At 37.6% G+C, this 24,843-nt stretch carries 30 protein-coding genes, 1 pseudogene and 1 riboswitch; of the genes and pseudogenes, 15 read left to right on the forward strand and 16 right to left on the reverse strand.

Features of this window, described 5'->3' with window-relative positions; all coding sequences use genetic code 11:
* Window positions 1-21 precede the first annotated feature (21 nt).
* Window positions 22-126 (reverse strand): annotated as a pseudogene (locus JN080_RS02315) (hypothetical protein); the annotation flags it as partial.
* Window positions 127-288: 162 nt separating this feature from the next.
* A riboswitch (glycine riboswitch) is annotated at window positions 289-383 on the reverse strand.
* A gap of 152 nt (window positions 384-535) precedes the next feature.
* Here JN080_RS02315 and JN080_RS02320 point away from each other — a divergent pair.
* The 12 genes from JN080_RS02320 to JN080_RS02375 all read left to right on the forward strand — a co-directional run bounded on the left by JN080_RS02320 (window position 536) and on the right by JN080_RS02375 (window position 8,599).
* Window positions 536-2,233: a DEAD/DEAH box helicase gene (locus JN080_RS02320; protein ID WP_256234265.1), complete on the forward strand. Its 1,698-nt coding sequence runs from the start codon at window positions 536-538 to the stop codon at window positions 2,231-2,233.
* On the forward strand, window positions 2,202-2,993 hold the full coding sequence (locus JN080_RS02325) for a YqhG family protein (protein ID WP_256234266.1): 792 nt from the start codon (window positions 2,202-2,204) through the stop codon (window positions 2,991-2,993). Before JN080_RS02320 ends, JN080_RS02325 begins: the two co-directional genes overlap by 32 nt.
* A 100-nt stretch (window positions 2,994-3,093) precedes the next feature.
* Window positions 3,094-4,170, forward strand: coding sequence for a competence type IV pilus ATPase ComGA (comGA, locus tag JN080_RS02330; protein ID WP_309144647.1), 1,077 nt, complete (start codon window positions 3,094-3,096; stop codon window positions 4,168-4,170).
* Window positions 4,157-5,188 (forward strand): competence type IV pilus assembly protein ComGB, encoded by a 1,032-nt coding sequence (gene comGB, locus JN080_RS02335; protein WP_256234267.1) that lies wholly within the window; start codon window positions 4,157-4,159, stop codon window positions 5,186-5,188. The genes comGA and comGB overlap by 14 nt, the downstream gene beginning before the upstream one ends.
* 18 nt (window positions 5,189-5,206) lie before the next feature.
* Window positions 5,207-5,509 carry a competence type IV pilus major pilin ComGC gene (gene comGC / locus JN080_RS02340; protein ID WP_256234268.1) on the forward strand — a complete coding sequence of 101 codons (303 nt, stop codon included), beginning with the start codon at window positions 5,207-5,209 and terminating at the stop codon, window positions 5,507-5,509.
* The gene (gene comGD, locus JN080_RS02345) at window positions 5,506-5,946 is read left to right on the forward strand and encodes a competence type IV pilus minor pilin ComGD (RefSeq protein ID WP_256234269.1); all 441 of its coding nucleotides are present in this window, start codon (window positions 5,506-5,508) and stop codon (window positions 5,944-5,946) included. The genes comGC and comGD overlap by 4 nt, the downstream gene beginning before the upstream one ends.
* Window positions 5,930-6,268, forward strand: a complete 339-nt coding sequence (locus JN080_RS02350; RefSeq protein ID WP_256234270.1) for a hypothetical protein — start codon at window positions 5,930-5,932, stop codon at window positions 6,266-6,268. The genes comGD and JN080_RS02350 overlap by 17 nt, the downstream gene beginning before the upstream one ends.
* The gene (gene comGF / locus JN080_RS02355) at window positions 6,216-6,692 is read left to right on the forward strand and encodes a competence type IV pilus minor pilin ComGF (protein WP_256234271.1); all 477 of its coding nucleotides are present in this window, start codon (window positions 6,216-6,218) and stop codon (window positions 6,690-6,692) included. Before JN080_RS02350 ends, comGF begins: the two co-directional genes overlap by 53 nt.
* Complete coding sequence (gene comGG / locus JN080_RS02360; RefSeq protein ID WP_256234272.1) at window positions 6,689-7,072, forward strand: competence type IV pilus minor pilin ComGG; 384 nt, start codon at window positions 6,689-6,691, stop codon at window positions 7,070-7,072. The genes comGF and comGG overlap by 4 nt, the downstream gene beginning before the upstream one ends.
* An 88-nt stretch (window positions 7,073-7,160) precedes the next feature.
* Window positions 7,161-7,343, forward strand: a complete 183-nt coding sequence (locus tag JN080_RS02365) for a YqzE family protein (RefSeq protein WP_256234273.1) — start codon at window positions 7,161-7,163, stop codon at window positions 7,341-7,343.
* A 195-nt stretch (window positions 7,344-7,538) separates the two neighbouring features.
* Window positions 7,539-8,240: a helix-turn-helix transcriptional regulator gene (locus JN080_RS02370; protein ID WP_256234358.1), complete on the forward strand. Its 702-nt coding sequence runs from the start codon at window positions 7,539-7,541 to the stop codon at window positions 8,238-8,240.
* 116 nt (window positions 8,241-8,356) lie between these two features.
* Window positions 8,357-8,599: a DUF2626 domain-containing protein gene (locus JN080_RS02375; RefSeq protein ID WP_256234274.1), complete on the forward strand. Its 243-nt coding sequence runs from the start codon at window positions 8,357-8,359 to the stop codon at window positions 8,597-8,599.
* A 64-nt stretch (window positions 8,600-8,663) separates the two neighbouring features.
* On the opposite strand, the gene JN080_RS02380 is transcribed toward JN080_RS02375, so the two are convergent.
* Window positions 8,664-9,755: a class I SAM-dependent methyltransferase gene (locus JN080_RS02380; RefSeq protein ID WP_256234275.1), complete on the reverse strand. Its 1,092-nt coding sequence runs from the start codon at window positions 9,753-9,755 to the stop codon at window positions 8,664-8,666.
* Window positions 9,756-10,111: 356 nt separating this feature from the next.
* Window positions 10,112-10,747: an MBL fold metallo-hydrolase gene (locus JN080_RS02385; RefSeq protein ID WP_256234276.1), complete on the reverse strand. Its 636-nt coding sequence runs from the start codon at window positions 10,745-10,747 to the stop codon at window positions 10,112-10,114.
* Window positions 10,748-11,006: 259 nt separating this feature from the next.
* Between JN080_RS02385 and JN080_RS02390 the strand changes: the two genes are divergently transcribed.
* Window positions 11,007-11,183 (forward strand): DUF2759 domain-containing protein, encoded by a 177-nt coding sequence (locus tag JN080_RS02390; protein ID WP_256234277.1) that lies wholly within the window; start codon window positions 11,007-11,009, stop codon window positions 11,181-11,183.
* Between the two features lie 126 nt (window positions 11,184-11,309).
* Here the strand turns inward: JN080_RS02390 and JN080_RS02395 are convergent, their stop codons facing one another.
* From JN080_RS02395 to JN080_RS02415, 5 genes are all read right to left on the reverse strand, one after another.
* The gene (locus tag JN080_RS02395; protein WP_256234278.1) at window positions 11,310-11,630 is read right to left on the reverse strand and encodes an MTH1187 family thiamine-binding protein; all 321 of its coding nucleotides are present in this window, start codon (window positions 11,628-11,630) and stop codon (window positions 11,310-11,312) included.
* A gap of 84 nt (window positions 11,631-11,714) precedes the next feature.
* On the reverse strand, window positions 11,715-12,869 hold the full coding sequence (locus tag JN080_RS02400; RefSeq protein ID WP_256234279.1) for a YqgU-like beta propeller domain-containing protein: 1,155 nt from the start codon (window positions 12,867-12,869) through the stop codon (window positions 11,715-11,717).
* Between the two features lie 235 nt (window positions 12,870-13,104).
* A complete protein-coding gene (locus tag JN080_RS02405) occupies window positions 13,105-14,292 on the reverse strand; it encodes a M14 family zinc carboxypeptidase (protein WP_256234280.1) in 1,188 nt (395 codons plus the stop codon).
* A gap of 89 nt (window positions 14,293-14,381) precedes the next feature.
* Window positions 14,382-15,365 carry an ROK family glucokinase gene (locus tag JN080_RS02410; RefSeq protein WP_256234281.1) on the reverse strand — a complete coding sequence of 328 codons (984 nt, stop codon included), beginning with the start codon at window positions 15,363-15,365 and terminating at the stop codon, window positions 14,382-14,384.
* Window positions 15,366-15,385: 20 nt separating this feature from the next.
* Window positions 15,386-15,589 carry a YqgQ family protein gene (locus JN080_RS02415; protein WP_256234282.1) on the reverse strand — a complete coding sequence of 68 codons (204 nt, stop codon included), beginning with the start codon at window positions 15,587-15,589 and terminating at the stop codon, window positions 15,386-15,388.
* 257 nt (window positions 15,590-15,846) lie between these two features.
* On the opposite strand from JN080_RS02415, the gene JN080_RS02420 reads away from it, so the two are divergent.
* A complete protein-coding gene (locus tag JN080_RS02420; RefSeq protein WP_256234283.1) occupies window positions 15,847-16,728 on the forward strand; it encodes a hypothetical protein in 882 nt (293 codons plus the stop codon).
* Here the strand turns inward: JN080_RS02420 and JN080_RS02425 are convergent.
* From JN080_RS02425 to JN080_RS02455, 7 genes are all read right to left on the reverse strand, one after another.
* Complete coding sequence (locus tag JN080_RS02425) at window positions 16,691-18,253, reverse strand: rhomboid family intramembrane serine protease (protein WP_256234284.1); 1,563 nt, start codon at window positions 18,251-18,253, stop codon at window positions 16,691-16,693. The genes JN080_RS02420 and JN080_RS02425 overlap by 38 nt on opposite strands.
* A gap of 127 nt (window positions 18,254-18,380) precedes the next feature.
* Complete coding sequence (locus tag JN080_RS02430; protein ID WP_256234285.1) at window positions 18,381-18,575, reverse strand: hypothetical protein; 195 nt, start codon at window positions 18,573-18,575, stop codon at window positions 18,381-18,383.
* 104 nt (window positions 18,576-18,679) lie between these two features.
* Entirely contained in the window at window positions 18,680-19,639 is a 960-nt protein-coding gene (locus JN080_RS02435; protein ID WP_256234286.1) for an L-lactate dehydrogenase, read from the reverse strand.
* A gap of 146 nt (window positions 19,640-19,785) precedes the next feature.
* Entirely contained in the window at window positions 19,786-20,574 is a 789-nt protein-coding gene (locus tag JN080_RS02440) for a DUF92 domain-containing protein (RefSeq protein WP_256234287.1), read from the reverse strand.
* The gene (locus tag JN080_RS02445; RefSeq protein WP_256234288.1) at window positions 20,571-21,137 is read right to left on the reverse strand and encodes a 5-formyltetrahydrofolate cyclo-ligase; all 567 of its coding nucleotides are present in this window, start codon (window positions 21,135-21,137) and stop codon (window positions 20,571-20,573) included. The genes JN080_RS02440 and JN080_RS02445 overlap by 4 nt, the downstream gene beginning before the upstream one ends.
* A 231-nt stretch (window positions 21,138-21,368) precedes the next feature.
* On the reverse strand, window positions 21,369-21,518 hold the full coding sequence (rpmG, locus tag JN080_RS02450; protein WP_256234289.1) for a 50S ribosomal protein L33: 150 nt from the start codon (window positions 21,516-21,518) through the stop codon (window positions 21,369-21,371).
* 57 nt (window positions 21,519-21,575) lie between these two features.
* The gene (locus JN080_RS02455; protein ID WP_256234290.1) at window positions 21,576-22,211 is read right to left on the reverse strand and encodes a hypothetical protein; all 636 of its coding nucleotides are present in this window, start codon (window positions 22,209-22,211) and stop codon (window positions 21,576-21,578) included.
* A 437-nt stretch (window positions 22,212-22,648) separates the two neighbouring features.
* Here JN080_RS02455 and JN080_RS02460 point away from each other — a divergent pair, with 437 nt between their 5' ends.
* The gene (locus JN080_RS02460) at window positions 22,649-23,008 is read left to right on the forward strand and encodes a hypothetical protein (protein ID WP_256234291.1); all 360 of its coding nucleotides are present in this window, start codon (window positions 22,649-22,651) and stop codon (window positions 23,006-23,008) included.
* A gap of 72 nt (window positions 23,009-23,080) precedes the next feature.
* Here JN080_RS02460 and JN080_RS02465 read toward each other — a convergent pair whose 3' ends face one another.
* Window positions 23,081-24,841 carry a methyl-accepting chemotaxis protein gene (locus JN080_RS02465; RefSeq protein ID WP_256234292.1) on the reverse strand — a complete coding sequence of 587 codons (1,761 nt, stop codon included), beginning with the start codon at window positions 24,839-24,841 and terminating at the stop codon, window positions 23,081-23,083.
* Window positions 24,842-24,843 lie beyond the last annotated feature (2 nt).

Consider the following 24,843-nt stretch of genomic DNA (forward strand, 5'->3'; position numbering starts at 1 on the left):
TAAAAAGGTGTCAGTACAACTTATACTTGAGAATTGAACAGGTAACTCCCAACCCCCAAAGCCAACCGTTTTTCTTCCATATTCTTTGTAAACTTCGAATAGTGGTGTACGTTTTAACTCAGTCATCCAAAATCCCCCTTTTTATCGGCTTATTTTGCCCCCAAAAAAAAGGACAGAATCCTCCCTTTATAAAAAAAAGGAAGTCCCTGTCCTTTTACCTGAAAGTTTAACCGAAAATGGCGTTCCCCTTTGGTGGCTTCAGTTGTAATGAAACACTCTCCAGAGCTGTGTCCAACAAGAGTTCTTTTGCCTGAGAGATTCACAGCTTCACTGTTTGCTCCTTCGGCGCTACAAACATAAGTAGTCTCTCCCCTTGTTGTCATTCGCATTTATAAAATTTTGCGGAATGGTCATACTAAAACAAACTCTAAGGATTTTGCGCTATTGACAATATTTCAGACTTTCAAAACTATTTACATCCTACAGGAAAATATACCATTGAGCAATAAATTTTTGAATAAAAGGAGCTAATACCATGTCGGTCCAAATCGAATTCGATTCCTCCTGGCAGGATGGTTTTTTCCATAGAATTGACCACGATGGGCCTTGGGGAAATTGGGAGCTTTTCAAACTCGCAGTTGACATTGAGAAACACTTAGTCATTCCAGAATTTGAGGGTCTTCAAGCGCCTAAGCATCTGCCGAATTTGACACCACTCCCCCATCAGCTTGAAACAGCAAAGCAAGTAATCGAAACCATGAACGGAAAAGCCATTCTTGCCGATGAAGTCGGGCTTGGAAAAACGATTGAAGCAGGGTTAATTTTAAAAGAATACATGATTCGCGGCCTTGTTAAAAAGGTACTGATCCTCGTGCCGGCATCACTCGTCACGCAATGGGCATCGGAATTAAATTCAAAATTCTTCATTCCCGCAATTACACAACGGAAAAGCTATGTTTGGGAACAATATGATGTCGTCGTTTCATCGATTGATACCGCGAAACGCAGTCCCCACAGGGAAATCATTTATCAGCAGGATTATGACCTAATCATTATTGATGAGGCGCATAAGCTGAAAAATAATAAAACAAAAAACTATGAATTTGTCCAAAACCTTAAGAAGAAATTTTGCTTATTGTTAACCGCAACACCGATTCAAAATCGAATTGAGGAAATATTTAATCTTGTCTCGCTCTTAAAGCCTGGGCATCTTGGTAGTGAAACTGCCTTCTATGAAAAATATAAGCGGGATTCCCGCTCCTTAAATGACGATGAGCATCTAAAGGAAATAGTCAATAAAGTAATGATTCGCAATCGGCGTGCTGATACGGGAATTGAATGGACAAAGAGAAAGGTGGAAACAATCCCGATAGAAATTACCCGGCCGGAAAGGGAATTATACGATGCGATTACCGAATTAAGAAGTCAAGGTGATTGGACACAAGCAAGTTCCTTTTCTGTCATGACGTTGCAGCGGGAAGCATGCAGCAGCAGGGAAGCGGTCTATCATACTCTGAAAAACATACTTGCGAAACAGGAGACTCCAACACAGGCCTACACGGACCACATTCAACATTTAATCTCTAAAGTTGAGGCAGTAGAGCAAAATTCTAAAGCGAAAAAAGCGCTTGAACTTATTCAAAAAATAAATGACAAAGTCATCATTTTTACAGAATATCGCGCCACTCAACTCTATTTACAATGGTTTTTAAAGCAAAACGGCATTACTTCGGTCCCTTTTCGCGGTGGATTCAAGCGTGGTAAAAAGGATTGGATGCGTGAGCTTTTTCAAAAGCATGCTCAGGTCCTGATTGCAACCGAAGCAGGCGGTGAAGGAATTAACCTGCAATTTTGCAACCATATCATAAACTTTGATTTGCCTTGGAATCCAATGCGGCTTGAGCAAAGAATTGGCCGGATTCATCGTCTTGGTCAAGAAAAGGATGTAATGATTTATAATTTTGCAATTAAAGACACTGTGGAAGAACATATTTTAAAGCTTCTATATGAAAAAATACAGCTGTTTGAAAAAGTTATTGGGGAACTTGACGATATCCTTACAAAGCTTGAGTTTGGCAATATCGAAGATCATTTAATTGATATTTTCAGTGGGTCTGCCTCTGAAGGGGAAATGCGCATTAAAATGGACAACCTCACCTCGATGATTGAGTTTGCCAATCACGTAAAAAAGGAGGAATTACATGCAGCAACAGGAAATTCATCAATTTCTTGAACAGTACTTCCAAGCGAATGATTGTGAATTGCTTCAAAATGAACCCGGATATATTAAAGTCCAATTGACAGTTGACCTTGATAAAGAACTGATGAACCGTCCTTTTTACTGGCACTATTTAGAGAAGACAGGCGGAGTTCCTAATCCAATGCAGCTTACCTTTATTACAGATCATAAAACTGCTCCCGATTCTATTAAAGGGGAAACTGTTTACTTTGGTTCGCCCCGGCTTCATCAAATTTTTCAATCAACCAAAAATCTTGCCGGTTATATTCGCCTTTACGAAAACCATAACCATCCTAACAAACAAACATCTTTATTGCCCTGGCTCTGCCTAAATATTAAAATTTCTTATCAATGTGATCGTAAACGTGATGTTTTTAAATCAATCGGTTTGCAGCTAATCACAGGGAAAATGGTAGAAGATTTCCATGACCAACTGTTACACATTCAGATGACACCAAAAATACCAGATTATTCATTTACGCTCTCCCCTCTTATTAAACCTGGGAGCGGAATCACTCGAATCGAAAATCACCTAAAAAACAGCATTGAAAAGGAAAAGCATCAGTGGGCCGAAGATGCAAGGAACCGCTGGGAAAAAGATTTAAAACTATTAAATCATTTTTATGAAAAGGATGAAGACAAAAACGAGAGCTACGAAATTGAAAAACAAGCTTTACAAGAACAATATGAACCTAAAATCACTATTTCATATATAAATGGCGGCCTTTTTTACTTAACAGAGAAAGCATTTTAATTTTCTGCCAAGCTCCCTTCATTTTTTAAAAATTTTTTGCGAAAAAATGAAGGGATAGCCGGAATTTTGTCGAATAAGTACATCAATAAAAGTAAAGGTGGTGTTTTTTATTGAAAGTGCAACTGAAATTTTAGCAAACCGAATTATCTCAGATGCCATTCGAAACCAAGCAACAGATATTCACATCATTCCGAGAAGAACAGACACCCTGATCCAATTTCGTTTTACAAATAAGTTGATTCCTCACCTATCCCTTCCAAAAGAAGAGTGTGACCGACTCATTTCTCATTTTAAATTCACTGCAAATATGGATATTGGAGAAAGAAGACGCCCGCAAAATGGTGCAATTATTAGCGAAATGAATGGGGAAATGCTAGGACTTAGACTCTCCACCCTACCCTCCAACAGCCGAGAAAGTCTTGTTATTCGGTTATTGCCCCAGCAAGAACATATTCCCTTCTATCAGCTATCCTTATTTCCTTTAATGACCCGAAAGTTACTTGCCCTTCTCAAACATGCTCATGGGCTGATTATCCTTACCGGACCAACTGGCAGTGGCAAATCCACCACTCTCTACTCCCTTTTAAATGAGACTGCCCACCTATTTCACCGCAACGTCATTACACTTGAAGATCCAATCGAAAAAAATTATGACTCCGTTCTCCAAGTTCAAGTAAATGAAAAAGCCGGCATTACGTATGCATCTGGTTTAAAAGCTATCTTAAGACATGACCCCGACATTATCATGGTTGGGGAAATCAGGGATAGTGAAACAGCAAAAATAGCCGTGCGAGCTGCGTTAACGGGGCATTTAGTCTTAACCACCATGCATACGAGGGATGCCAAGGGAGCAGTCTATCGCCTTCATGAATTTGGGGCTAATTGGCTAGAGGTGGAACAGACATTGATTGCCGTTACAGCACAGCGGTTAGTAGAGCTCACCTGTCCATTTTGTGAAGATGACTGTACCCCTTTTTGCTACACATATGGAAGATGGAAAAGGGCAAGTGTTTTTGAGCTTTTATCAGGAAGAAACCTGAATCTTGCTATGAAAGAGGCAAAAGGAAATAAAGTTGAAATGAACTATCGAACCTTAAAGGATGTCATTCGGAAAGGGATTGCCCTCGGCTATATTAAAGAAAGTGAATACGAACGGCTTGTTTATGATGAAACATAAATGGACTCTTATCGAACAAGCTCGTTTTTTAAGACGGATAGGTGAATTACTTGCAAGAGGATACCCGATTGCCGCTGCAATGGAATCTGTATCCTTTCAAATGCCCCCCTCAAAAAAAGCGGAATTAACACAATGCTTGGTTGAATTAAAAAAAGGCCTGGCCTTTCATGAGATCTTAACAAATCTTGGATTTCAAAATGACTTAATCGGCTACGTCTACTTTGCAGAACAGCATGGAAGCTTTGCTGATGCACTTTTAGAAGGAAGCAATCTTGCCATGAAAAAAGGAGGGGATATGCATAAATTATTCAAACTCCTTCAGTACCCGTTCATCTTAATCATCATCACTGGCTTTCTTTTTCTCTTTGTTGAAAAAACATTGTTGCCTAAATTCACCACCCTGTTTACATCCATGAACCTTGAAGCAAATTTTTTCACAAAAGTAGTTTATACTTTTGGAAACTATTTCCCATCAGCAGTTATGATCTTGTTCATCCTCTTATCACTATTGACTGGTTACTACTTTTTTGTTTTCCGAAAAATCTCAATCCTACAGCAAAAAAAACAGCTTACCCATATTCCTTTCCTTGGTCATGTCCTTAAATTGCTATATACCCATTATTTTTCCACTCAATTAAGCTTTCTATTATCTGGCGGTATATCCTTCTCAGAGGCACTCTTGCTATTTGAAACCAATCAAAAGCAGCCGTTTTATAGCGAACTTGCAAAGCAAATTAAACTAAAGCTTGTAACAGGTGTAACCCTTGAGTCTATTTTATCCACTTTCTCATTTTTTGAAAATGAACTTTCACTGATCGTCAAGCATGGCCAAGAAAATGGAAAACTAGAACAGGAATTATTATTTTACAGTCAACATTGTATCGTCGTTTTAGAAGAATTGATGGAAAAAAGTCTAAAAACTATTCAGCCGCTGCTCTATTTATTTATCGGCTTTCTCGTTGTGTCCATGTACTTAGCTATATTATTACCTATGTTCCATTTAATGGATGGAATCTAAAGACGGAGGAAAACCATTATGAAAAATGAAAAAGGCTTTACACTAATTGAAATGATGATCGTCATGTTGATCATTTCTGTGTTATTAATTATTACGATTCCAAATATTACAAAGAATAATTCCAATATTAATAACAAGGGCTGTAGTGCTTTTAAAAAGATGGTCGAGGCGCAAATTCAATCATTTGAAATGGAAAAGGATCGGGCACCGGCATCCATAGATGAACTAAAGACCGAGGGATATTTAAAAACAGGAAAATGCCCAGATGGAACGGACGTAGCCATTCAACCAGACGGAACAGTTAATACGATTGCACCATGAAATTAACAGAAGAAGGCTTCACTTTAATTGAAGCTTTATGTGTTTTATCAATTTTCCTGATTATATCCTCGGTTACAGCCTTTAGCATAAAACCACAATATGAGCGGTTGGAAACCGAAATGTTTCTCAACCAGCTTCAAACAGATCTTTTATATGGGCAGCAGTATGCTATTTCACATCAGCAGGAAGTGACCGTTTTTATTTTTCCTGAGGAGCATTATTACTTTTTACGCAATACCTATATCTGGCCACCATTTTTGGTGCGGTATTATTCAAATGCTGTAAGTGTTTCCCCCGGATCACTTCCTTTAACCTTTAAATTCACTCCAAGTGGGTTCGTGAACAAATTTGGCTCTTTGTTAATTTACAGTGGAAGTAAACATTATCGACTTACCGTTTTAATTGGAAAGGGACGCTTTTATGTGGTTGAAGAATGATGGGTATATATTGGCGGAGCTCCTTTTGTCTTTGACGATATTACTTATGTTAGGTTTATTTTTCACACCGCTTCTGATTGACTTATCTGCTCAAACACGAAAACTCCAGGTGGAAAAGCAAGCCTATCAGCTTTTGTATGAGGAACTCCAAGCCTTCATTGTTAATCCTCTGTCGTCGCAAAATCATACAACTGTTATCAACGGAATTGACTACCAAATTAATCTGCAAGATACCACTGTTGCCGGACAAAAGGAGGTATGCGTTAAGATTGAAAAAAATCGTTTTAATAAAGAAACAAACATTTGCCAACTATCTGAATGAGCGAGCTTTTACACTTGTCGAAATGCTATTTGCTTTTTCAATTTTTACCATCATTATCTTTTTCATTTCACCCCTATTTGAAATCATGCTTCAACAAAATGACCTTCAAAAAAGGCAGCAAGCAATGGAATGGGATGTATTTTGCAGTCAAATCAAAAAAGAGATCCGAATGAGCTCAAAAGCCCAGTTGGTTGGTGCTAGTCTAGTCCTAACAGAAGATGCTGGGACAATCGATTATGAACAATATGGAAATGTACTTCGAAGGCGTGTTAACAGTACAGGACATGAGGTTTTGCTTCAAAACGTATCTGAGGTAAACTTTTCACTTATGCCTAACACTGTAAGAGTAACTGTTAAGGATTTGAATCGAAGAGATTATATCGTAAATATCTATTCTTTTCTTGATTGGAACGGTGCTCAATGAGCAAAAATCAAAAAGGATTTACTTATCCTTTAACACTAGCGATCCTCATCACATTTCTCATTTTTTTTTCAATCCAAGTTCAGCAGCTGCTGACAGAAAGAAAGATGCACCAGGAAACAAAAATCATTTTACAACAAGAGTACTATATGCTTACTACGGTAAAAAAAATGGAAGGCAAGCTTCAATCGGGTGATCTAGTTGAAACAAAGGGTACATTTCAATTTCTGAATGGGTATGTTGATTATCAAGCGGACTTACCATCGGGCAGTACGCAGAAAATAACATTCACCCTTCATCTTCATTCAGGGGAGACTGCAGTAGGCTTCGGGTATTTTGACAAGAATTTAAAAAAATTAGTAAAATGGATCGAGAAAAATTAACTAAAAACAGGTGTATTAAAGATAGTATTGTTTGTTTTCAGTTAATTTGGACATACTTATAACGATTCATAATAAGGTAGGTGTGCCCATGAAAACAAATGATTATGTAAAATATATGACGCAAACCTTTGTCAAATATATAGATCAACCTAAGGAAGAACGAGTCCGACATAAACAAGAAAGGCGCGAGGCTAAAGCTGCCTTTTGGTATCGCTGGTTTGGTATCATGCCGTATATCCTATATTCCGAGGTTAAAAAGAGAAAAAAGTAAAATAGGAGCAGATTTTCTGCTCTTTTTTTGTATAATTTGTAATTTTTTATCCTTTCTTTTTTCATATTTTGAACATTATAAGTATGTAATTGTGAACATTTTCTAAACATATAGTGTTTATGTTAGAAACCTCATTCCATTGCTGTTGAAGCTGTAATATAATAGAAAATATTATGGGGGTCCGAGGTGAACAAGATGGAACAAACATTAAAAATAACAAACGTTTTATCAGATCCAACACGGTATTACATTTATCAATACATTACAAATCGTCACCAAGAAGTAACGGTTCAAGAAGTAGCTGACCATTTTAACATTCATCCTAATGTAGCAAGGCTTCATTTATCAAAGCTTGAGGATGTTAACATGCTTGTTTCGGAAACAAAGAAAACAGGCAAGGGTGGAAGACCAAGCAGGCTTTATCGCCTTTCTGATGATGTTATTCAACTCCACTTTCCGTTTCGCGATTACATGCTCTTAGCAAAGGTCGCGATTGAAACGATGGTATCACTTGGTGAAGAAGGAAAGAAGGCATTATTTTTAACAGGCAAACGTTTTGGTGCAGAGATTATTGACCAAGAAGTAGCTAAAAAATCAATAGCCAGCAATGAATTAGATTTCGACCAAAAGCTTAACATATTAAAAAGTGCAGCTACCCTTGCAGGTTTTTACCCTGAATTTGAAGTAAATGAAAATCAAACTAAAATATATTTTCAAATCTTTAATTGTCCATTTAAAGAAGTGGCAAAGGATCATACAGAAACAGTATGTAATATGCACCAGGAATTTCTTAAAGGCATGTTTGAGGAATTGTTTACTTCTGTTGAACTAATTGAAAAAGAAAATATGATGACAGGATGTAATCACTGCAGTTATCAAGCAGTCGTATCAAGCTAAAAAGCAGTATTTACTGCATGTAAGCGACGTCCTTTTCGGAAAGCGATATTTACATTCTGATTGCTTTTACTTTATAATAATTAATTGATGGTATGTATGGTAAAAGGAGGGATTATATGGATCGCATGTTTAGAGTATTAGGATTTTGGACAGGTATTTTCACAGTAATGTTTTGGCTTGGAGATATGGACAAAACTGCATTACTTTTCCTTGCCCAAACAGGTTTTTTCGTACTCCTAAGCTATCTTAAACTATCAGAGAGAATGTATATGTATGTTTTTGGAGCATATTTAACCATCTTCTTCGCCGGCTTTACATATTGGACTACTTTTATGATGCCGCTCAAAGGAGCATTATAGAGCTTACAAGCTTTATAAACAAATGGTGGAAAAACGCTGGAGGGGGATCTCCAGCGTTTTTCTGTTAGTTCGTAAATAATTCAATCTGATCTATAACGTTTCCCTTTTCCTGAATCAAAACATGAAATGACGAACTCATTCCCCCAGGAACTATGAGACTGCGAATGGCTCTATTCCGTTTGCTTGTTTCTGAAAATGGATTAGGATCATAATGATCCTGCAGCTCCTCTAGGATTCCGGTTTTCAATAAGAACTCATCCTGCCTGAGTTTCTCGATAAACCTCAGCTTTGCTTGTTCTCCCCTTTTTATCAGCCAATCAAAATGAATATGTGAAGTAATATCCATTTCACCAGGATACTGGAGGACATTTTCGATCATTTTGTGTTGATAGTATCCTCTTAAGCTGCCCTTAATCCTTGATGGTAGCTTCCACTCTTCATGTGTATAGCCGTAATCTACGGTAACAACCAATCCTTTGACCAAAATCTTTGCTATATCATCCAGCATATCACCCATTAGCAGAGGAATCTCTAACCGTTGTTTTTCCTTCAATTCAAACTTATTTTCTTTTAAGAAATGATGTATGGCGGGGTTTGTTAAATGGACCTTCACCTCATGCAATTGATCATTATTTATTCCAATCATTACCTCATAAAGCTTCCCGTTTTCTTTTTCAATCACATGAACTGGCAATGCATCAAATAATTCATTTGAAAAAATCATCCCTTCAAACGAACCGAGCTCCTCTATGCTTGCTACCTGTGTAAACATAAAGTCTTTGTCTAATAATTCTTTTTGCAATTTGCGATGGTATGGACTGCTCTCAACAATTATGTAGGTTAGCGGTGTTGGCATCCTCTCATTCCACTCATCTAAAAATGCCCTTGCAAAGCGCCCATTTCCTGCTCCAACCTCACAAAATACATGAGGAAGCAGAGTTTTTTGCACGACGTGTGCAAACCACTTGGCACAGGTTCGCCCAAAAATATCAGAAACATTGCTTGTTGTAATAAAGTCTCCTTCACGGCCAATTTTCTGTTTATCTTTCATATAATAGCCGAGTTTTGGATGATAAAGTGCAGCGTTTATATAATCTGCGTACGTAATCAACTGTCCAGGTGAATCTAAGATGACGTCTTTTAAATAGGTGATCAATTGTAACCCTCCTGCAACTAGTGGCTTTCGCTAAACGGGCGCTTCCGCTTTTCTACTGTCTAGCTCCAGTGCCCAGCGGCTAGTGTACTTCGCCCACCTCCCTACGATAAGTCAACATCGAATCGCTTTCGCTCTTCGTGTTTCCTTTATCTCATTCGGTGTGCTCCAGTCCATACGCCGCTAAACGGGCGCTTCCGCTTTTCTGCTGTCTAGCTCCAGTGCCCAGCGGCTAGTGTACTTCGCCCACCTCCCTACGATAAGTCAACATCGAATCGCTTTCGCTCTTCGTGTTTCCTTTATCTCATACGGTGAGCTCCAGTCCATACGCCGCTAAACGGGCGCTTCCGCTTTTCTGCTTAAAATCCATTTAAAAATGGGTTGCCGTCCATTTCATCCGCGATGGTTGTTGCCGGTCCATGTCCAGGTAACACAGTGGTCTCTTCTGGAAGCGTTAACAGCTTATCGTGAATGCTTTTTAGCAGCTGCGAATGGTTACCCTCCCGGAGGTCTGTGCGTCCGATACTGCCTCTAAACAAAGCGTCTCCTGCGACAACAAACTCAGCGGCTTCAAAATAGTAGGAAACACTTCCCGGTGAATGCCCCGGTGTTTCATAAATCATAAATTCAAATGGTCCAAATCGCATTTTTTCTTCTTTTGTTAACAAACAATCAGCCGGTTTGGCATGAACAGGATGAGGTATTCTAAATTGGTCCGAACCATTTAGCCACGGATCAGACAGCCAATTTTTTTCTTTTTCATGAACATAGACAGGAATGTTAAAAAAATCGCGAACCACATCAACTGCCCCAATATGATCAAAATGGGCATGGGTTAACATAATGGCAACGGGCTTTAGTTTTCTTTCATTAAGCCATGATATCAGTTTTTCACCTTCGCTGCCTGGATCAAAAATCAAACAATCCCCTTCTGAATTTTCAACTATATAACAATTTGTTTGCATAATCCCCAAGGGAATTTGAGACCATTTCATTACCTTACCTCCAATAGATAATTTCATCAAAATAACTATCATTAACTTATCACAAAAAAAGAAAGGTTTCCTCATTTTGGTTAATCTATAAAATGAAAAGTGGACATCATATTATATGAACGAGCATATACTCATTTTTGCTCTCGACAAATATGGCAAAAAACTATAAAATAAATGTAATTGTATAACATATCCTACATAACAGTTAATCGTTTACTATGTATTTGTTGATTAATTCTATCATAAAGGAGGCTATATCATGGGACTAGTCATTATTTTTGCAATAATAACGATTTTGGCGGCTGTTGGCGCATTGCGTTCGCTTAAGAGTAAACACTTTTTAGCTGCATTTTGGGGTGCTGCATCATTTCTAGTATTCGGCTGGTTTGTTGTGATGACCGTACTTAATCACGGAATACCAACCGGAACACATTAAGCTCAGCTTGCTTTTAGCTAGAAAGAATTGTAAGAGCTTACTTTGAAGAACAAAAAGCGCAAGCATCAACAGATTAATCTTTTATAATTTCCTTAACAACTAAAAAGACTGCCTCTGGCAGTCTTTTTACATTTGTTCATTTAAAAGCTTGTTTACTTTTTCCACTTTTTCTTCCATTTTTCTGCTAATATCCCTGCGGTCATCAATTCGAATGGACGTACAAACCCGCTGAAGTCCTTCTTTGAAAGGCTGCTCATGGATTGCCTGTGCCACTTCAAAAAGAACAGATAATTCACCTTCAATAATTGTATTCATCGGTGTCAGCTGATACCGTATTTTTCCTTCATCAGCATATTCCTTTAATACCTTTTGTACACTAGCAACGTATTTACTTACACTGGGAGTTTCTGTACCAACTGGTATAACAGTAACATCAATAATTGCCACTTTCACGCACCAACTTTCTTAATCTAACATGCACATTTATTTTACCACAGCAACGGAAAAAGAAGAAAAGAATGTACAGTTGCATCATTCCTTCACCATATCGGTTATTTTTCTTGTTCTTAAATCAATCAACTTTTCGAAACGATTCCCATATAGGCTTGCTTGCCCAGAAGGAGAAAGGGCTAAGGGTTCATTGTCTAAACCTTCAAACAGGATGGAGCTTTTCCCATTATCAAGTTCGTATGAAGCAAGCTGAAAGCCTTCTGTATAAGTATCAACATCCGTGCTTTTTAATGGTTGAAAGGTAATAAATTGCTGTTTACTTTCATTAAAATCATTAAAAGGAACAAGCCAATCCGAAAATTTAGCCAGTTGTGGAATGGTAAAAGCATAAATCAAATGCAGCTTTTGATCATAAAAGGAATAGTTTGCTTTTGTTTGCGCTTGTTCATTCACAGTAATAGTCATGAGTATATTTTTAAAAGCTGAAAATTGAAATACCTTTGGAAATACTGTTTGTTTATTTGCGCCTGCTATGGATTGGATCATAAGAGGGGCAAATAATTTTTGATTGTTATTATCCCAGTTTAAATAGGCAAGCTGATTTTCACCGGTCCATTTTAAAAATGGTTGTGGTAAAGAAAGTTCTTTCGTCACTTTGCGTTCAAAATCCATTAAATAAACTTGGAATGTCCAATCCTCTTTAAATTTTGAAATGAGTATCTCTGATTCATGATAAGGATTCCACTCAAATGATAACTCATAAGAAGGAATGATTTGCGAGTATTTTTCGTTACCTTGTAAATCAATAATGGTTATTTTTGCTTCATAGCTAGATGGTGCAGCTTGAATTAGAATATTTTTCTTAGATGGGCTGATTAGGACCGAACCAATCGGATATTCACTTTGAAATAATCGTTTACTCCCCCCAGAAGTAAGATTATAGCTATACAAGGTTGATGTCTGTTCTTTATTTGTTATATAAACTAATTCTTCATCTGAAAGCCAACCGCTGACTCTATAAAATTCTCCTTCAGGGATGGATATAGGTAATTTCCAGTTCACCTGATTTTCCACCGCTGACCTTGTTTTGGTTTGCAAATTACCCTTGTTTTTTGGAGGTGGCTGAGCCTTCGAATTTGTATGAGATGAACAGGCATTTAAGAGCAAAACCGCGATGACGAAAATCAATACTTGTACAGCAAATTTCATCAGTTTGTGTTTTTCCAATTGAACCAATTCAATCCTCCCTCCAACGATCATCTACAAGTACGATTCGTCCATAAAAAAGTTTCCGAATTTCGAATAATTATGATTAAATAGGAAAAAAGCCGCAAGTAGCCGGCTTTTTAATATAGCTAGTCAATTAACGTTACCTTATTTTATAAAGAAAAACGGAAGATGACAAGCCCTAGAAAACGATTACAGTGCAATGTTTTTATGAAACTTACCCATACAATTGGTTGCAATGCATTTATAAAGATAGAATTGTGAAAAAAATCCCCTCCACCTTTTTTAAGATGTCATCGAATTGAGATAATGGTAAAGGATTTATTCCCCTTCCAAGCTCAATTGTAAAAGCCGGCCGCTTAAATTCCTGCAAAAACCAATCCTTGAATCCTGCATGACTGTCAACATATTGAACGGCTTTGTAGCCGCTCTTCTTTTCAAACTCTTTTGCAATTTGTGCTGATTCAGGCGGTTCATGGCCTTCATATCCCCAATAAAATTCCTCACCTTGAGTATGAAATGCTATACAGTAGTCAAAATGATTCCATTTTGCCAAATCAGCCATAGCGATTGCCTCAGGCTCTGTTAAAGGAGCACTTCCCGGATAATCTCTTGGCGCAGGACACAGCGGTGCCTTTTTCTTTTTATCTATTTCCCAATTTGCTGGATACTGCTTATTTAAATCAACACCCCGGATATTCGCCTTCCAATGAACAAACTCCTCGCTGCCACTGTTGATCTTAATCACTTTGTCCCGCTCCATTATAGGAGGCCCATTCAAGACAAGGTCAACACCATCAGGATTTACCATTGGAACAAGTGACAATTCAATATTTTGATACCAGACAAGCGGATTTTGCTTCTTAGCCAATACCGGGTTTGTTAAAAAAAGTAAATAAGAATTAAGCAGCCTCATCAAGATTAAGCTTGTGATCCATTCGTTAGCATGAAATGCTCCGTTGATATGAACCTTTTTTTCACCCTTACCAATTCTTATTTCTTGAATTGACTTTCCTAGGACACTTTTGCCAATTGAGTTAACTGTTATAAATGGATAAATGTTTTGTAGAATACCAATCATATCGCTGAATTTTTTATAATCACAGCCTGCATTTGTCTGAAGGCATGGCATGCAAATTCTTTTTGGAAGAAAAATAGGATCTCCTTGCTGTACGTAAGGGGTATCCAATTGAGGATTTAAAATCATGATTGCATCGATGGCTAATTTTTTTTGTAAGGCAAGTTTCCATAACGTATCCCCTGATTTAATCCTATATGGGACCGTAACAAATCCAGGGATCTTGATCTCTTCTCCGATTTTAAGCATGGTTGGATTCGCATGAAGATTTGAATCAATGATTAACTCTAATGGTACACCAAACATCTGACTAAAATACCATAAAGTATCCCTGTCTCGTGCATAAACCTTCATCCTTCACCCTCCTTATCATAAAATACTATGACTCATAAGGAAAAAAATGAATAAAAAAAAGCCGGTAACCTGGCTCAAAATTTTCAAATTTAGCTATTCAGCTTGGTCAGCTTATTTTTTACTAACCACGCAGCTCCGATTACCCCCGCATCATTTCCTAAGGCTGCTAAAGCAATCTCAGTTGATTTCCGCACAGGTTCAAAAGCAAACTTTTCAAACTGTGCGATGACAGGTTTTAAGAGGACATCTCCTGCTTTAGATACTCCTCCACCAATGACAATTTTTGCTGGGTTCAGCGTATTAGCAATATTGGCTAATACGAGGCCTAAGTATACAGCTATCTTGTCAATTACTTTTTGAGCTAAAAGGTCCTCATTACGTGCACAATCCATTACATCCTTGGCAGTGATTGCTCCTTTTTCAGCAAATATATCTTGGAGCAAGCCATCTGTACTTTCTTGCGCAAGACTTGACATGGCTATGCGTACTATTCCTGTTGCAGACGCAACAGTTTCTAAACACCCTGTCTTTCCACAATTACAAGGATGCCCTCCAAATGGAATGGCAGTTATATGGCCTATTTCACCACCAGCACCATTCACCCCTTGAATGATATTACCATTAACAATTACGCCCCCTCCTACGCCTGTACCTAGTGTTACACAGACAAGGTCCTTTGAGCCATTACCAGCCCCTTTCCACATTTCACCCAGTGCCGCACAGTTTGCGTCATTCTCAATGATTGCCGGTAAAAAAGTTTCTTCTTGTAACAATTCCTGAAGCGGAAAATTGTCTCTCCAGCCAAGATTAACAGCATTTAAGATCATCCCTGAGAGATAATGAATGGGGCCAGGTGCCCCCATTCCGAGTCCTATTAATTTTTCTTTCGATGTATGAAGCTCCTCTAGCTTTTGGTCAATTGTTTTAGCAATATTAATGGTAATAAATTTACCTTCAGCAGAATTATCGGTGGGAATTTTCCACTTTTGAATGATTGTCCCATCCATATTGATAAACGCAACTTTCGTTGTCGTTCCACCAAGATCCACACCTACAATCCATTGTTCTGCCATTTCTTTTTCACCCATCTTTTCTATTTATGCCGGTCTTTTTCCATTTGCCTTTCGTGTCTTAAAATTAAAAGTGCAGTTTGGTATTCCTTTGTTTCAACTAGGTTGGATTGATACAACTCCCTTAGTTCCATTTCCATTAGTTCTAGGTCGGCTACTCGATCCCCAACATAAATAATCGTTCCAAATTGTTTCAAAAATTGTTGAACCTCATAAACTGTTTTCATCTTAATCTCCTTTAGCTTTTGGGATGGAGAACACAACTAGTATAATCTAAACCTTTTTTACCCACAAGAAATAGATTTTTACTGATTACATCCTTCTTGGACGCTGGCTGCCTCTTACCTATAACACAATACTCGCGATCGGAACTAGTAACGATCAGCTAAAATTTTCTTCTTAGGTTTTCGGTATTTCTAAGCGTATAAATCCATATATTTCTAAAAGGACTGGACAAGATACCAAAAAGGAAGAGGCATTAGTGATGAATAAAAATATACTTTTACTTGGAATTATATTGTTTACTATTTTAACTGTCGGAATTATTAACGAACGAAGTACCCGTGTTCAAGAGAGCATAACCTACTTCCCGATTGATCCCAAGGTAACTTTTAAGCTTACCAATACCTCACTAAATCCGCTAAAGCCCAAAAAGTCCGATAAGTATCTTGTGGAATGGAAGCTTGAATCTACCCTTGACCGTAAGGCGTATTTACGACAAGATGTTGGTTTATTGTATTCTAACGGTCGATTAGTTGCCAAACAAGGAAACTGGAAACAAAATACTCCAAGTCTAATCCAGGAAAGACAGGTAGTAGTAAGGGGAAGTGCTCTCATTCAAGCACTAACGTTTCATTATGCTGAAGTCCACGAAAACCAAGAACATATTTTCAGTTCACAGGAAATGTCTGCCGACCAAATCTACGTCGTCCATTCACGGAACGGTACTTTTCACAGCTTTAGAAACGTCTTTTCAAAACAAGAACAAGAATGGAAACTCACTCTTGATCAGCAAACAAAAAATCTGCTCCATCACAGCTGGGAGAAGGGTATCAAATATTTTTCCATTAATCCTAATCATTATTATTCCTATCCGTTAACCGAATTGTTTTTCAATAGTAGTAGTACCGCATTACCTGGATTTACCGAACAAGAAAAAAAGCGAATCATAGGTAACCTTTGGGAAGGGTTATATAAAAATTATTTCCTTGGAATTAAAAAAGCTGACGGCACCAGAATTAAACCAATCGGCAGTACCGTCCCGCTCATCTTGATAGCAAAGGATAAATCCCATTTAATCGTCTTAACTGAAACAGCAAATGGGGAGCCTACACTCCTCCGCCAGCTGATTGAATATGGACCGTAATTTCATTTACTAAATTCGTATATTGCTTTTGATCTGGCTTTAATTTTGCTGCTTCTTCAGCGTATTTTCTTGCTGCTTGTAAATCATTTTCCTGTAAATAAATTAATGCAAGGTTATAAAAAGCTTCATCAAAATTCGGCTTTAGTTCAATTGCCTTTAGCAAATGTGGTTTTGCCTCCGAAAGCAGATCCTTCTTCATTTCTATATAGGACAATTGGAAATAAAGCTGCGGTGATGGATTTTTGGACTTCTTTAAAGTCCCTTCCAAGATGCTGTACGCTTTATCATACTGATGATTGGTAATGTAATCCTGGGCTAGAATAAGGCTTGAGCCTTCATCTTTGGCCCTTACAGATTCACAAAAGCCATATGAGAGTGACCCCCAAACAACAGCAGTTGAGATTAGCAGAAATAATGTCTGCAACAATGGCTTTTTCTTTTTTGGAAAGTGAACAATCCCCGAAGCAAGGAAACCGCCGATTAATCCCCCTATATGGCCTGCGTTATCAATTCCTGTTGATGAAAAGCCAAATATGAGGTTAATGATAAGAACAATAAGGACATTACGGCCCATCGTTCGGGCAAAGAGTTTAGGATTGGTCGCTCCAAAATACAATAGAGCTCCAAAGCAGCCAAAAATAGCACCACTCGCGCCAGCTGAAAGATTCGTGCTAAATAAAAAACTAGCGATAAAACCCGTTACCCCGGCAAATAAGTATGTAAATAAAAACCTTATGTTTCCATAGATTTTTTCAACTGCAATGCCCAAATAATATAAAGCTAGCGTATTCATGGCTAGGTGAAGAAAGCCAATATGGAGAAAAACGGGTGTTATAAAACGCCACCATTCTCCTTCGTATATCAATGGATTCACTTTTGCCCCATACTTAATCAATGTAGATGTGTTTGTGCTGCCTCCGTGTAATTGGAGCCAGAAAAACATAGCTACTTGTATAAAAATAAACATATAAGTAAAAACAGGCGGCCGATTTGTAAAGACAGCTTGTTCGTCCTTCGCCCTATTTTTTGCGTAATTGAGTGAGTTTTCCTTCAGCGACTCAATATCCAATTGAGAATAATCCTCTTCAATTTGAAAAGTTATATTTCGGTCAAATTGCTCAGTAAGTCGTTTAAAACTAGTTTCGTATGTTCCCTCCGCCATAAGGAAGGTGCTAACGGTTGTTTTATTGCCCTCAGGGAAAACAAACAGGTCGTTAAGATGAAACGGATCATCATCGACAGGCGGGTATGGACTAACATATATATTCATTACTTTTAGTTCGCTTCGTCCTAGTTGTTTACGAATCTTCTCCCCATTTGCAGCAGTAAATTCTATGTCTCTTTGCATTCGATTACTCCAATCAATTCGATGGAGCAGAATACGGATAATCGGAGCTTTCTTATTTTCCAATTTCTCAAGCCATAGTTCTGTTTGGTCTTCAAACAATTGAATGATTCGATAGTCTTGCTCAGCTATAAAAAAGTTAGCCAACGTCCAAAAGATAAATTCTTCTTTAAAACTCAAGCTTTCCCCTACTTTCTATTCAATTGCAACTTTTTAATAGAGATATTATCTTATTATAAACTATATTTAACTTTGCCTCTAAAGAAAACAATCAAGTTAAAGCGCAAAAGAAAACCATCTGTGGTTTTCACCATTCAGATGGTCCTCCAAAAACAGCTTGCATCATTTTTTTCTTAACTCCAGGTAAACTCATCATCGATCCCACAGCAATCCGGCGAATCCAACCAGTACCGATAATGCTGTTGAGGAGCCGGAAACGATACCGATAAGCAAAATAGCCAACTGTTCCAATCATAAAAATGGACGTTACCATACGAGACATTTGCATCCCTCCTAAAACTAGTTTGAGATATCACTCCGTATATTATCCAGTTATTTTCAAATTATTAATGCTGGATGCTTGTATTTTGAAATCTCCTAACAGTATCAAGACTCAACGTTTTTTAAAATTGGCTCCAGCGTATTTTTTAGTACTTTAACAGAATGGGTAAATTTTTCTTGTTCTTCTTTATTTAAATCTAGCTCAACCACTTGTCTTATCCCGTTCCGATTTACAACACACGGGACTCCGATAAAGATATCTTCATGGTCATACTCCCCGTCTAGATAAGCAGAAACAGTAAAAATCGAGTTTTCATTTTGCAAAATGGCTTTTGTCAAGCGGACAAGCCCCATCGCAATTCCATAAAAGGTAGCACCTTTTCGTTCAATTATGTGGTAAGCCGCATCGCGAACATTTAAAAAGATCTCCTCAAGGTCTGCTTGATTGAAGCCCTCTTTATTTTTCGTCCATTCCGCAATCGAAGTAACCCCAATATCTGCATTGCTCCAAACAGGGAGCTCTGTATCACCGTGCTCGCCAATGATATAGGCATGGACATTGCGAGTATCCACATCAAAGTATTCACCAAGCAAAAATCGGAAGCGGGCTGTATCAAGAATGGTTCCTGAACCAATCACACGCTCTTTAGGTAATCCGGAAAATTTCCAAACTACATAGGTTAAGATATCAACTGGATTTGTGGCGACTAAGATAATCCCGTCAAAACCGCTCGCCATGATCTCACTTACGATTTCTTTAAAGATGGCTGTATTTTTTTCTACTAAGTCAAGACGGGTTTCGCCCGGCTTTTGATTCGCGCCAGCTGTAAGCACAACCAAGTCAGCATCCTTGCAATCCGAATAATCACCAAACCAAATTTTCGTGCGTGATGGTGCGAATGGGAGCCCATGATTCAAGTCCATTGCGTCCCCTTCTGATTTCTGTTTATTTATATCAATTAATACAAGTTCTTCTGTTCCCCCTTGATTTAAAAGAGCAAAAGCATAGCTGGAGCCTACAAAGCCAGTACCTATTAAGGCAACTCTGTTTACACGATTTAACAAGCCTACTCCTCCTCTTATGCGTAAATCTGATCCAGCAAGGGTCATTTGCTAGCAGAAAAGACTGCACACCATTTCGCAAAGTTATAACAGTAGTAAAAAGCTGCTGGAATCGCTGTTTTTATTTACAGTTTGTAACAATTACTACGTTATTTAAGAAAGAGAATAACAGAAATAGCTAACAAAACAGCAATGAAGCCCGAAAGGAAATTCACCATATCATTATCTACAAAGGTGATACCCTTTATTCTAATCGTTGGCTGACCGCAGTGCACTTTTTTCTCCGTTTCGATCCCGCAGCATTGGCAATGAAATTTCTGCTGATAAAAAGCACCGAAAATGGTGTCAATGACATTTCCTATAAAACCAAAAATAAAAATTATAAAAGAGTCCATCAAGTTGAACTCAAAAAACCAATAACTAAAAATTGCAATCACTAAAGATCCTGTAAGAGCTGCAAAGCTCCCCAATAAACTGATGGCGCCAGAAGTCCCCTTATCAATTCTAGTAAAGGTGCGAATATCGATTGGATTATTTCTACTTAAGGAACCTATTTCAGATGCCCATGTATCAGAATTGGCACTTGAAATAGCAACGGCAAAAGCGACAATCCAAATTGACCTTCCATCAAAAGAATAAATCAACCCTGCTAGTGCTGCTGTTCCGCCATTTGCAAGCACCTGACGCCAGTCCCTTGTCGATCCCTTTGCCAGCTTTTCTTCTATTCCAGCTTTTTTAGAGCTTTTATATTTTGACCAAAGACTGGATGTAGCAAAAAAGATTCCTAATAACAGTAATCCATTTAGTCCAAAACCATAATAAACCGCTATTCCAACCGCAAAAGCAGCAGTAGCCCCAGTACTCGTTAATGAATTAAGACGGAATCCAGCGAAGCAAGTAATCAGAATGATCAAGATAATTAGTAAATGATCTGTCACTTTACAACGAAGACCTTTTCATTTGTAATGATTTTTTCGACTGGTATATCATGATCTTCGACCTTAAATTGAGGAACGATTTGAGACTGAAAAGCAAGAGATACAGTTTTCCCGGAGTAGCCCTTCAAATAACGATCATAATATCCCCCTCCAAATCCAAGCCTAAATCCTTCTATCGTATAAGCCAAGCCTGGAACAATTAACAAATCAATCTGGTCGTGGTTCATAAGCATAGTCTTTTCTTCAATTGGTTCTAATAATCCATAAAAGACAGACTCTAGCTGTGAAAATTCCGAGAGTGTACGAAAGGACATTTTCTTCTCCTTAGGATAGCATTTTGGGACAGCTACCAGTTTTCCCTGCTCCCAAGCCTTTCTGATAATCCGATATGTATCCACCTCAGGAAATTTGGATATGGTAATCCCAATCACTTTAGCTTGCTTCCAGTCTTCATCGTCAAATAAATTGGTGGCGATTTGATTAGAAAGATCCTCGTAAAGCGGTTTTGAAAGCTTAGAAAGCATTTCCTTTAACTGGGTGCGAAGAACATTTTTGTCAATCATACTCATTTTCCTCCCTTAATATGAAAGCGCAAGCGCCCGTTTAGCGACGTATGGACTGGAGCACACTGACTGAGATAAAGAAAACACGAAGAGCGAAAGCGCATTCGATGTTGACTTATCGCAGGGAAGTGGGCGAAGTACACTGGCGCTGGGCGCTGTAGCTAGACTATTCTCAAAGTTAAAAGATTTAAATTCAGAAATTAAAAAAAAACAGCAGGAAGACCTGCTGCTTTATTTTGTTTCACGGTGTGTTGTAGATTTTTTATCTCTTGGGCAATATTTTTTAAGCTCAAGACGATCTGGATTATTTCGTTTATTTTTTGTTGAAATATAGTTACGATCTCCACACTCAGTGCAAGCTAACGTAATATTTACACGCATGTATCTTTCCCTCCAAACGCTTTAAAGCTAGTTCGTTCATACGACTTTTCTATAATATCATTTTTCAAATGGAAATGCTAGTGTGTTTTTTAAAAGAGCTTGATCAAGTGCCATTATTTCTCGTTTACTCGTCCCTTTGATGGCCCAAGTGTGCAATTTAATCGTTTGATGGGGATTAACTTTAGCCTTTAACGTGAAGATACTCGCAGCCGCTCCTTTGCCCATAGGCTGGTATTTTAAATTTCCCTTTTCTTGACTACTCCAAATTTTGTCTGTGAATACATTCCAATATGGCTGAATCGTATATTCATTTAAGCCAACACCATTAAATTGACCATTAACCAAAAAGACCTCTTTATTTGCTAAATGAAAAATAACTTGATCTTTTGGGGAGACAAAAGTGAAATGATCCTGGGAAATACGTGAGTGATGATGCATTGCTAATATTTTCAACTCTTTTGGTTGTTTACTATGGTTCGTGACATTCATATGATTAAATCGGATCTTCGAGTGAATCTGTTCCTGCTTTACTGTTAAGCTTATTTCCTCTTCGTACATTATTTTTTCACTGCTGTTTTGCAGCCAATAATAGTTGCCATTTACCCAAATTCCAGGGGTATAATGGAGCTGTGCGATTGGTGAATGGTGAAAAGTAAACTGTTGATTATAGATGGATTCATTTATATTGATCATAATAACACCTTTTGCATTTTATTTTTTTATCCGGTTCACTTTGATTAGGGCATTTGTCCATTTCAGATTTACTAGTATATGTTTTGATTGCCAATATATTCATGTCGTTAATAGCTTTATGTTATCATTTCGGATCAAACCACACAATGAACGCATTTTGTCGTATCTTGCTTTCCCTTACCACAAGTATAGTTATGATCAAAAAAAAATTTTTTTACAAACTATTCGACTATATTTTTTTGAAAGCAGCCAATATTTTTCGACAATCATGCTAAATCTTTTACCGTTAAATCGAAATCTATAATTCGTAGTGGTAAACTATCTATAGTTAGAAAAGTTCAGGCTTCCAAGGCTTACTCTTTTTAGCCGCACAGTTATCAAAGTTCAGAGATATAATTACTTCAGTTACCAGAAAACTTTTTGAGGTGTTTGTTTTAATGGGGATAATAATTATACTGCTCCTTGGCTTTTCCCTTCTTCTCTTTCTTGTTTCTTTTTTCCAAAAAGACCCTTATACGGAATTAAAAGACGAAGTAGACCAGCTAACTTTACAGCATGTTCAAGAGCTTTACCAAATGAAACAGAGGTTAAGAATCCTTGAGGAGGAACTTTTGGTAAGCGATGATCATTTCACCAGCTTTACCAAAACTTCAAATGAAATCCATGAAATTATTAAAAATCAAGTATTGGCACTTGCACAGCAAGGAAAGCCAATCGAACAAATTGCCAGCCAATCTTCGCTCGCAATCGATGATGTATACAGGATTTTAAAGCAAAACTCGGAGAGTAGGATCTAGTCAAAAAGGGGTTAATGACAAAAAGCAGGCTCATGAGCCTGCTTTTTTATGCACTTATTTAATCGTATCGGATTAGATATTAACGTTTTCTACTAAATTTGCAAGAATATTGGCTTCCTCATCCATTTCTTTAACTTTCCCCAGGATTTTTTCAAGTTCCATATCCTGATTTTGTATAGATGACGATGTTTGTACTGTTCCGGCAGTAAATTGCTGTGATGTTGCGGTGATGGCTTCAAAGGAAGATTTCATATCATGGCTATTATCAGAAATATTATCTAAATACTTTGATATGTCAACAATATTATCTGCCATTTTTTCAATCTCTTTTTTAATGATCTGGAAGCTCTCACCTGTATCTTCAATCTTATTGGTTCCTGATCTAAGCTCGTTAAAACCTGCCTGCAATGATCCACTTATCTCTTTCGCCATACCTTGGACAGTTAATACGATCTCATTAATTTCTACGAGAGAATCCTCCACCTCGCCTGCGAGTTTCTTCACTTCCTTAGCGACAACGGAAAACCCCCTGCCAAAATCCCCTGCCCTTGCTGCCTCAATCGAAGCATTAAGGGCAAGCAAATGAGTTTGTGAGGCAATCGACTTAATAACCTCTGCAAGTTTACTTATTTCTGTCGTTTGTTTCTCCATTTGGACGACTTTATTAAAGGTAGTTTGAATCATTTGATAAACTGTTTTTATTTGTTTAACGGAGTCATTCATTAACCTTTGTCCAACATCGGTCACATTTAATACGTTCTCTGCAGTATTTTTTAAAATGGTCCCTTTTCGAGTTGAAAGCTCAATTTCGCTGTTTAGAGTATCATAGTTAGAAAATAATTGGAACGTCGATGCCGCTTGTTCCTCTGACCCAGCAGAAAGAAGTAACATTGTCTCAGAAATTTCTTCACTGGATTTTTTTACGTTGTATGTATGGTTCTTAAGTTGATCACTATTTTGATCTATTTTTTCGGATGCAGTTTTGATTCCCTTCACCATATTCTTAAGGCTGGTTGTCATTTGATTTACCGCAAATGTAAGCTCACCAATTTCATCTTTTCCATCATATGTTAAGTGATTAACATTTAGTTCACCTGTCGCTACCTTTTTAGCAGTAGTGACAATTTTTGATAGATTTATTTTTAACGAACGGGAAAAAAAGAAAACAAACAAACCGCTTACCACAATTGAACAAACAATAATCACTAATATTTCAATAATCAGCAAATTGATTTGATTATCTGCCTTTTGAATGGCAAGATCTCTCTCACCTATAATTTTTTTAGATAAATTAGTTAAAATACCATTATTGTTTTCTCTTAAATTAGCTATTTCTTTCCGCGAATTTGTATAGATTTTTACATCCATCCTGACAACCGAAGGAGCGACCTCATTGATAAACATGTTATCAATTTTTTGGTTATTTTGTTTTATAGCTGCTATCATTGCTAAATTTTCTTTGTTATTCGTGCTTTTCTCTAGAATGGAGAGCTTATTATTTAATTCTGCTCTTAAAAGACGATAATTATTTTTATCCTCGTCTTTTAAAAAAGTTATGTAATCTGCAATCCGAATATCCTTTGCTTGAATCAAAGAGTCTATTTCCGATACTATTACTGCCTCTTCTCCCTTTTCTTTTTCAAACTGCATGTCTTTTCGGATATTTTGCAGCATTCCAATTACTAAAATAGTGGTAATAATAAACAGCAGGGTACTAAATCCCAAGGAAATGATTAATTTAAATCTTATCGATAAATCCCTCCAAAAAAAACGTGGATCCTTCCTTGCACTCTTTGACCGTAACATCTTTAACAGTATTTTTGGTTGAATCATAC

Source organism: Bacillus sp. EB600, from assembly GCF_024494385.1.
In the GTDB taxonomy this organism is placed as follows: Bacteria; Bacillota; Bacilli; order Bacillales; family Cytobacillaceae; genus JAEVLT01.

Bases quoted from the DNA above. Each gene is read 5' to 3' on its own strand.
- JN080_RS02320 (WP_256234265.1), top strand. From the start codon at position 536: ATGTCGGTCCAAATCGAATTCGATTCCTCCTGGCAGGATGGTTTTTTC.
- JN080_RS02325 (WP_256234266.1), top strand. From the start codon at position 2,202: ATGCAGCAACAGGAAATTCATCAATTTCTTGAACAGTACTTCCAAGCG.
- comGB (WP_256234267.1), top strand. From the start codon at position 4,157: ATGATGAAACATAAATGGACTCTTATCGAACAAGCTCGTTTTTTAAGA.
- comGC (WP_256234268.1), top strand. From the start codon at position 5,207: ATGAAAAATGAAAAAGGCTTTACACTAATTGAAATGATGATCGTCATG.
- comGD (WP_256234269.1), top strand. From the start codon at position 5,506: ATGAAATTAACAGAAGAAGGCTTCACTTTAATTGAAGCTTTATGTGTT.
- JN080_RS02350 (WP_256234270.1), top strand. From the start codon at position 5,930: ATGTGGTTGAAGAATGATGGGTATATATTGGCGGAGCTCCTTTTGTCT.
- comGG (WP_256234272.1), top strand. From the start codon at position 6,689: ATGAGCAAAAATCAAAAAGGATTTACTTATCCTTTAACACTAGCGATC.
- JN080_RS02365 (WP_256234273.1), top strand. From the start codon at position 7,161: ATGAAAACAAATGATTATGTAAAATATATGACGCAAACCTTTGTCAAA.
- JN080_RS02370 (WP_256234358.1), top strand. From the start codon at position 7,539: ATGGAACAAACATTAAAAATAACAAACGTTTTATCAGATCCAACACGG.
- JN080_RS02375 (WP_256234274.1), top strand. From the start codon at position 8,357: ATGGATCGCATGTTTAGAGTATTAGGATTTTGGACAGGTATTTTCACA.
- JN080_RS02385 (WP_256234276.1), bottom strand. From the start codon at position 10,747: ATGAAATGGTCTCAAATTCCCTTGGGGATTATGCAAACAAATTGTTAT.
- JN080_RS02390 (WP_256234277.1), top strand. From the start codon at position 11,007: ATGGGACTAGTCATTATTTTTGCAATAATAACGATTTTGGCGGCTGTT.
- JN080_RS02405 (WP_256234280.1), bottom strand. From the start codon at position 14,292: ATGAAGGTTTATGCACGAGACAGGGATACTTTATGGTATTTTAGTCAG.
- JN080_RS02410 (WP_256234281.1), bottom strand. From the start codon at position 15,365: ATGGCAGAACAATGGATTGTAGGTGTGGATCTTGGTGGAACGACAACG.
- JN080_RS02415 (WP_256234282.1), bottom strand. From the start codon at position 15,589: ATGAAAACAGTTTATGAGGTTCAACAATTTTTGAAACAATTTGGAACG.
- JN080_RS02420 (WP_256234283.1), top strand. From the start codon at position 15,847: ATGAATAAAAATATACTTTTACTTGGAATTATATTGTTTACTATTTTA.
- JN080_RS02430 (WP_256234285.1), bottom strand. From the start codon at position 18,575: ATGTCTCGTATGGTAACGTCCATTTTTATGATTGGAACAGTTGGCTAT.
- JN080_RS02445 (WP_256234288.1), bottom strand. From the start codon at position 21,137: ATGATTGACAAAAATGTTCTTCGCACCCAGTTAAAGGAAATGCTTTCT.
- rpmG (WP_256234289.1), bottom strand. From the start codon at position 21,518: ATGCGTGTAAATATTACGTTAGCTTGCACTGAGTGTGGAGATCGTAAC.
- JN080_RS02455 (WP_256234290.1), bottom strand. From the start codon at position 22,211: ATGATCAATATAAATGAATCCATCTATAATCAACAGTTTACTTTTCAC.
- JN080_RS02460 (WP_256234291.1), top strand. From the start codon at position 22,649: ATGGGGATAATAATTATACTGCTCCTTGGCTTTTCCCTTCTTCTCTTT.
- JN080_RS02465 (WP_256234292.1), bottom strand. From the start codon at position 24,841: ATGATTCAACCAAAAATACTGTTAAAGATGTTACGGTCAAAGAGTGCA.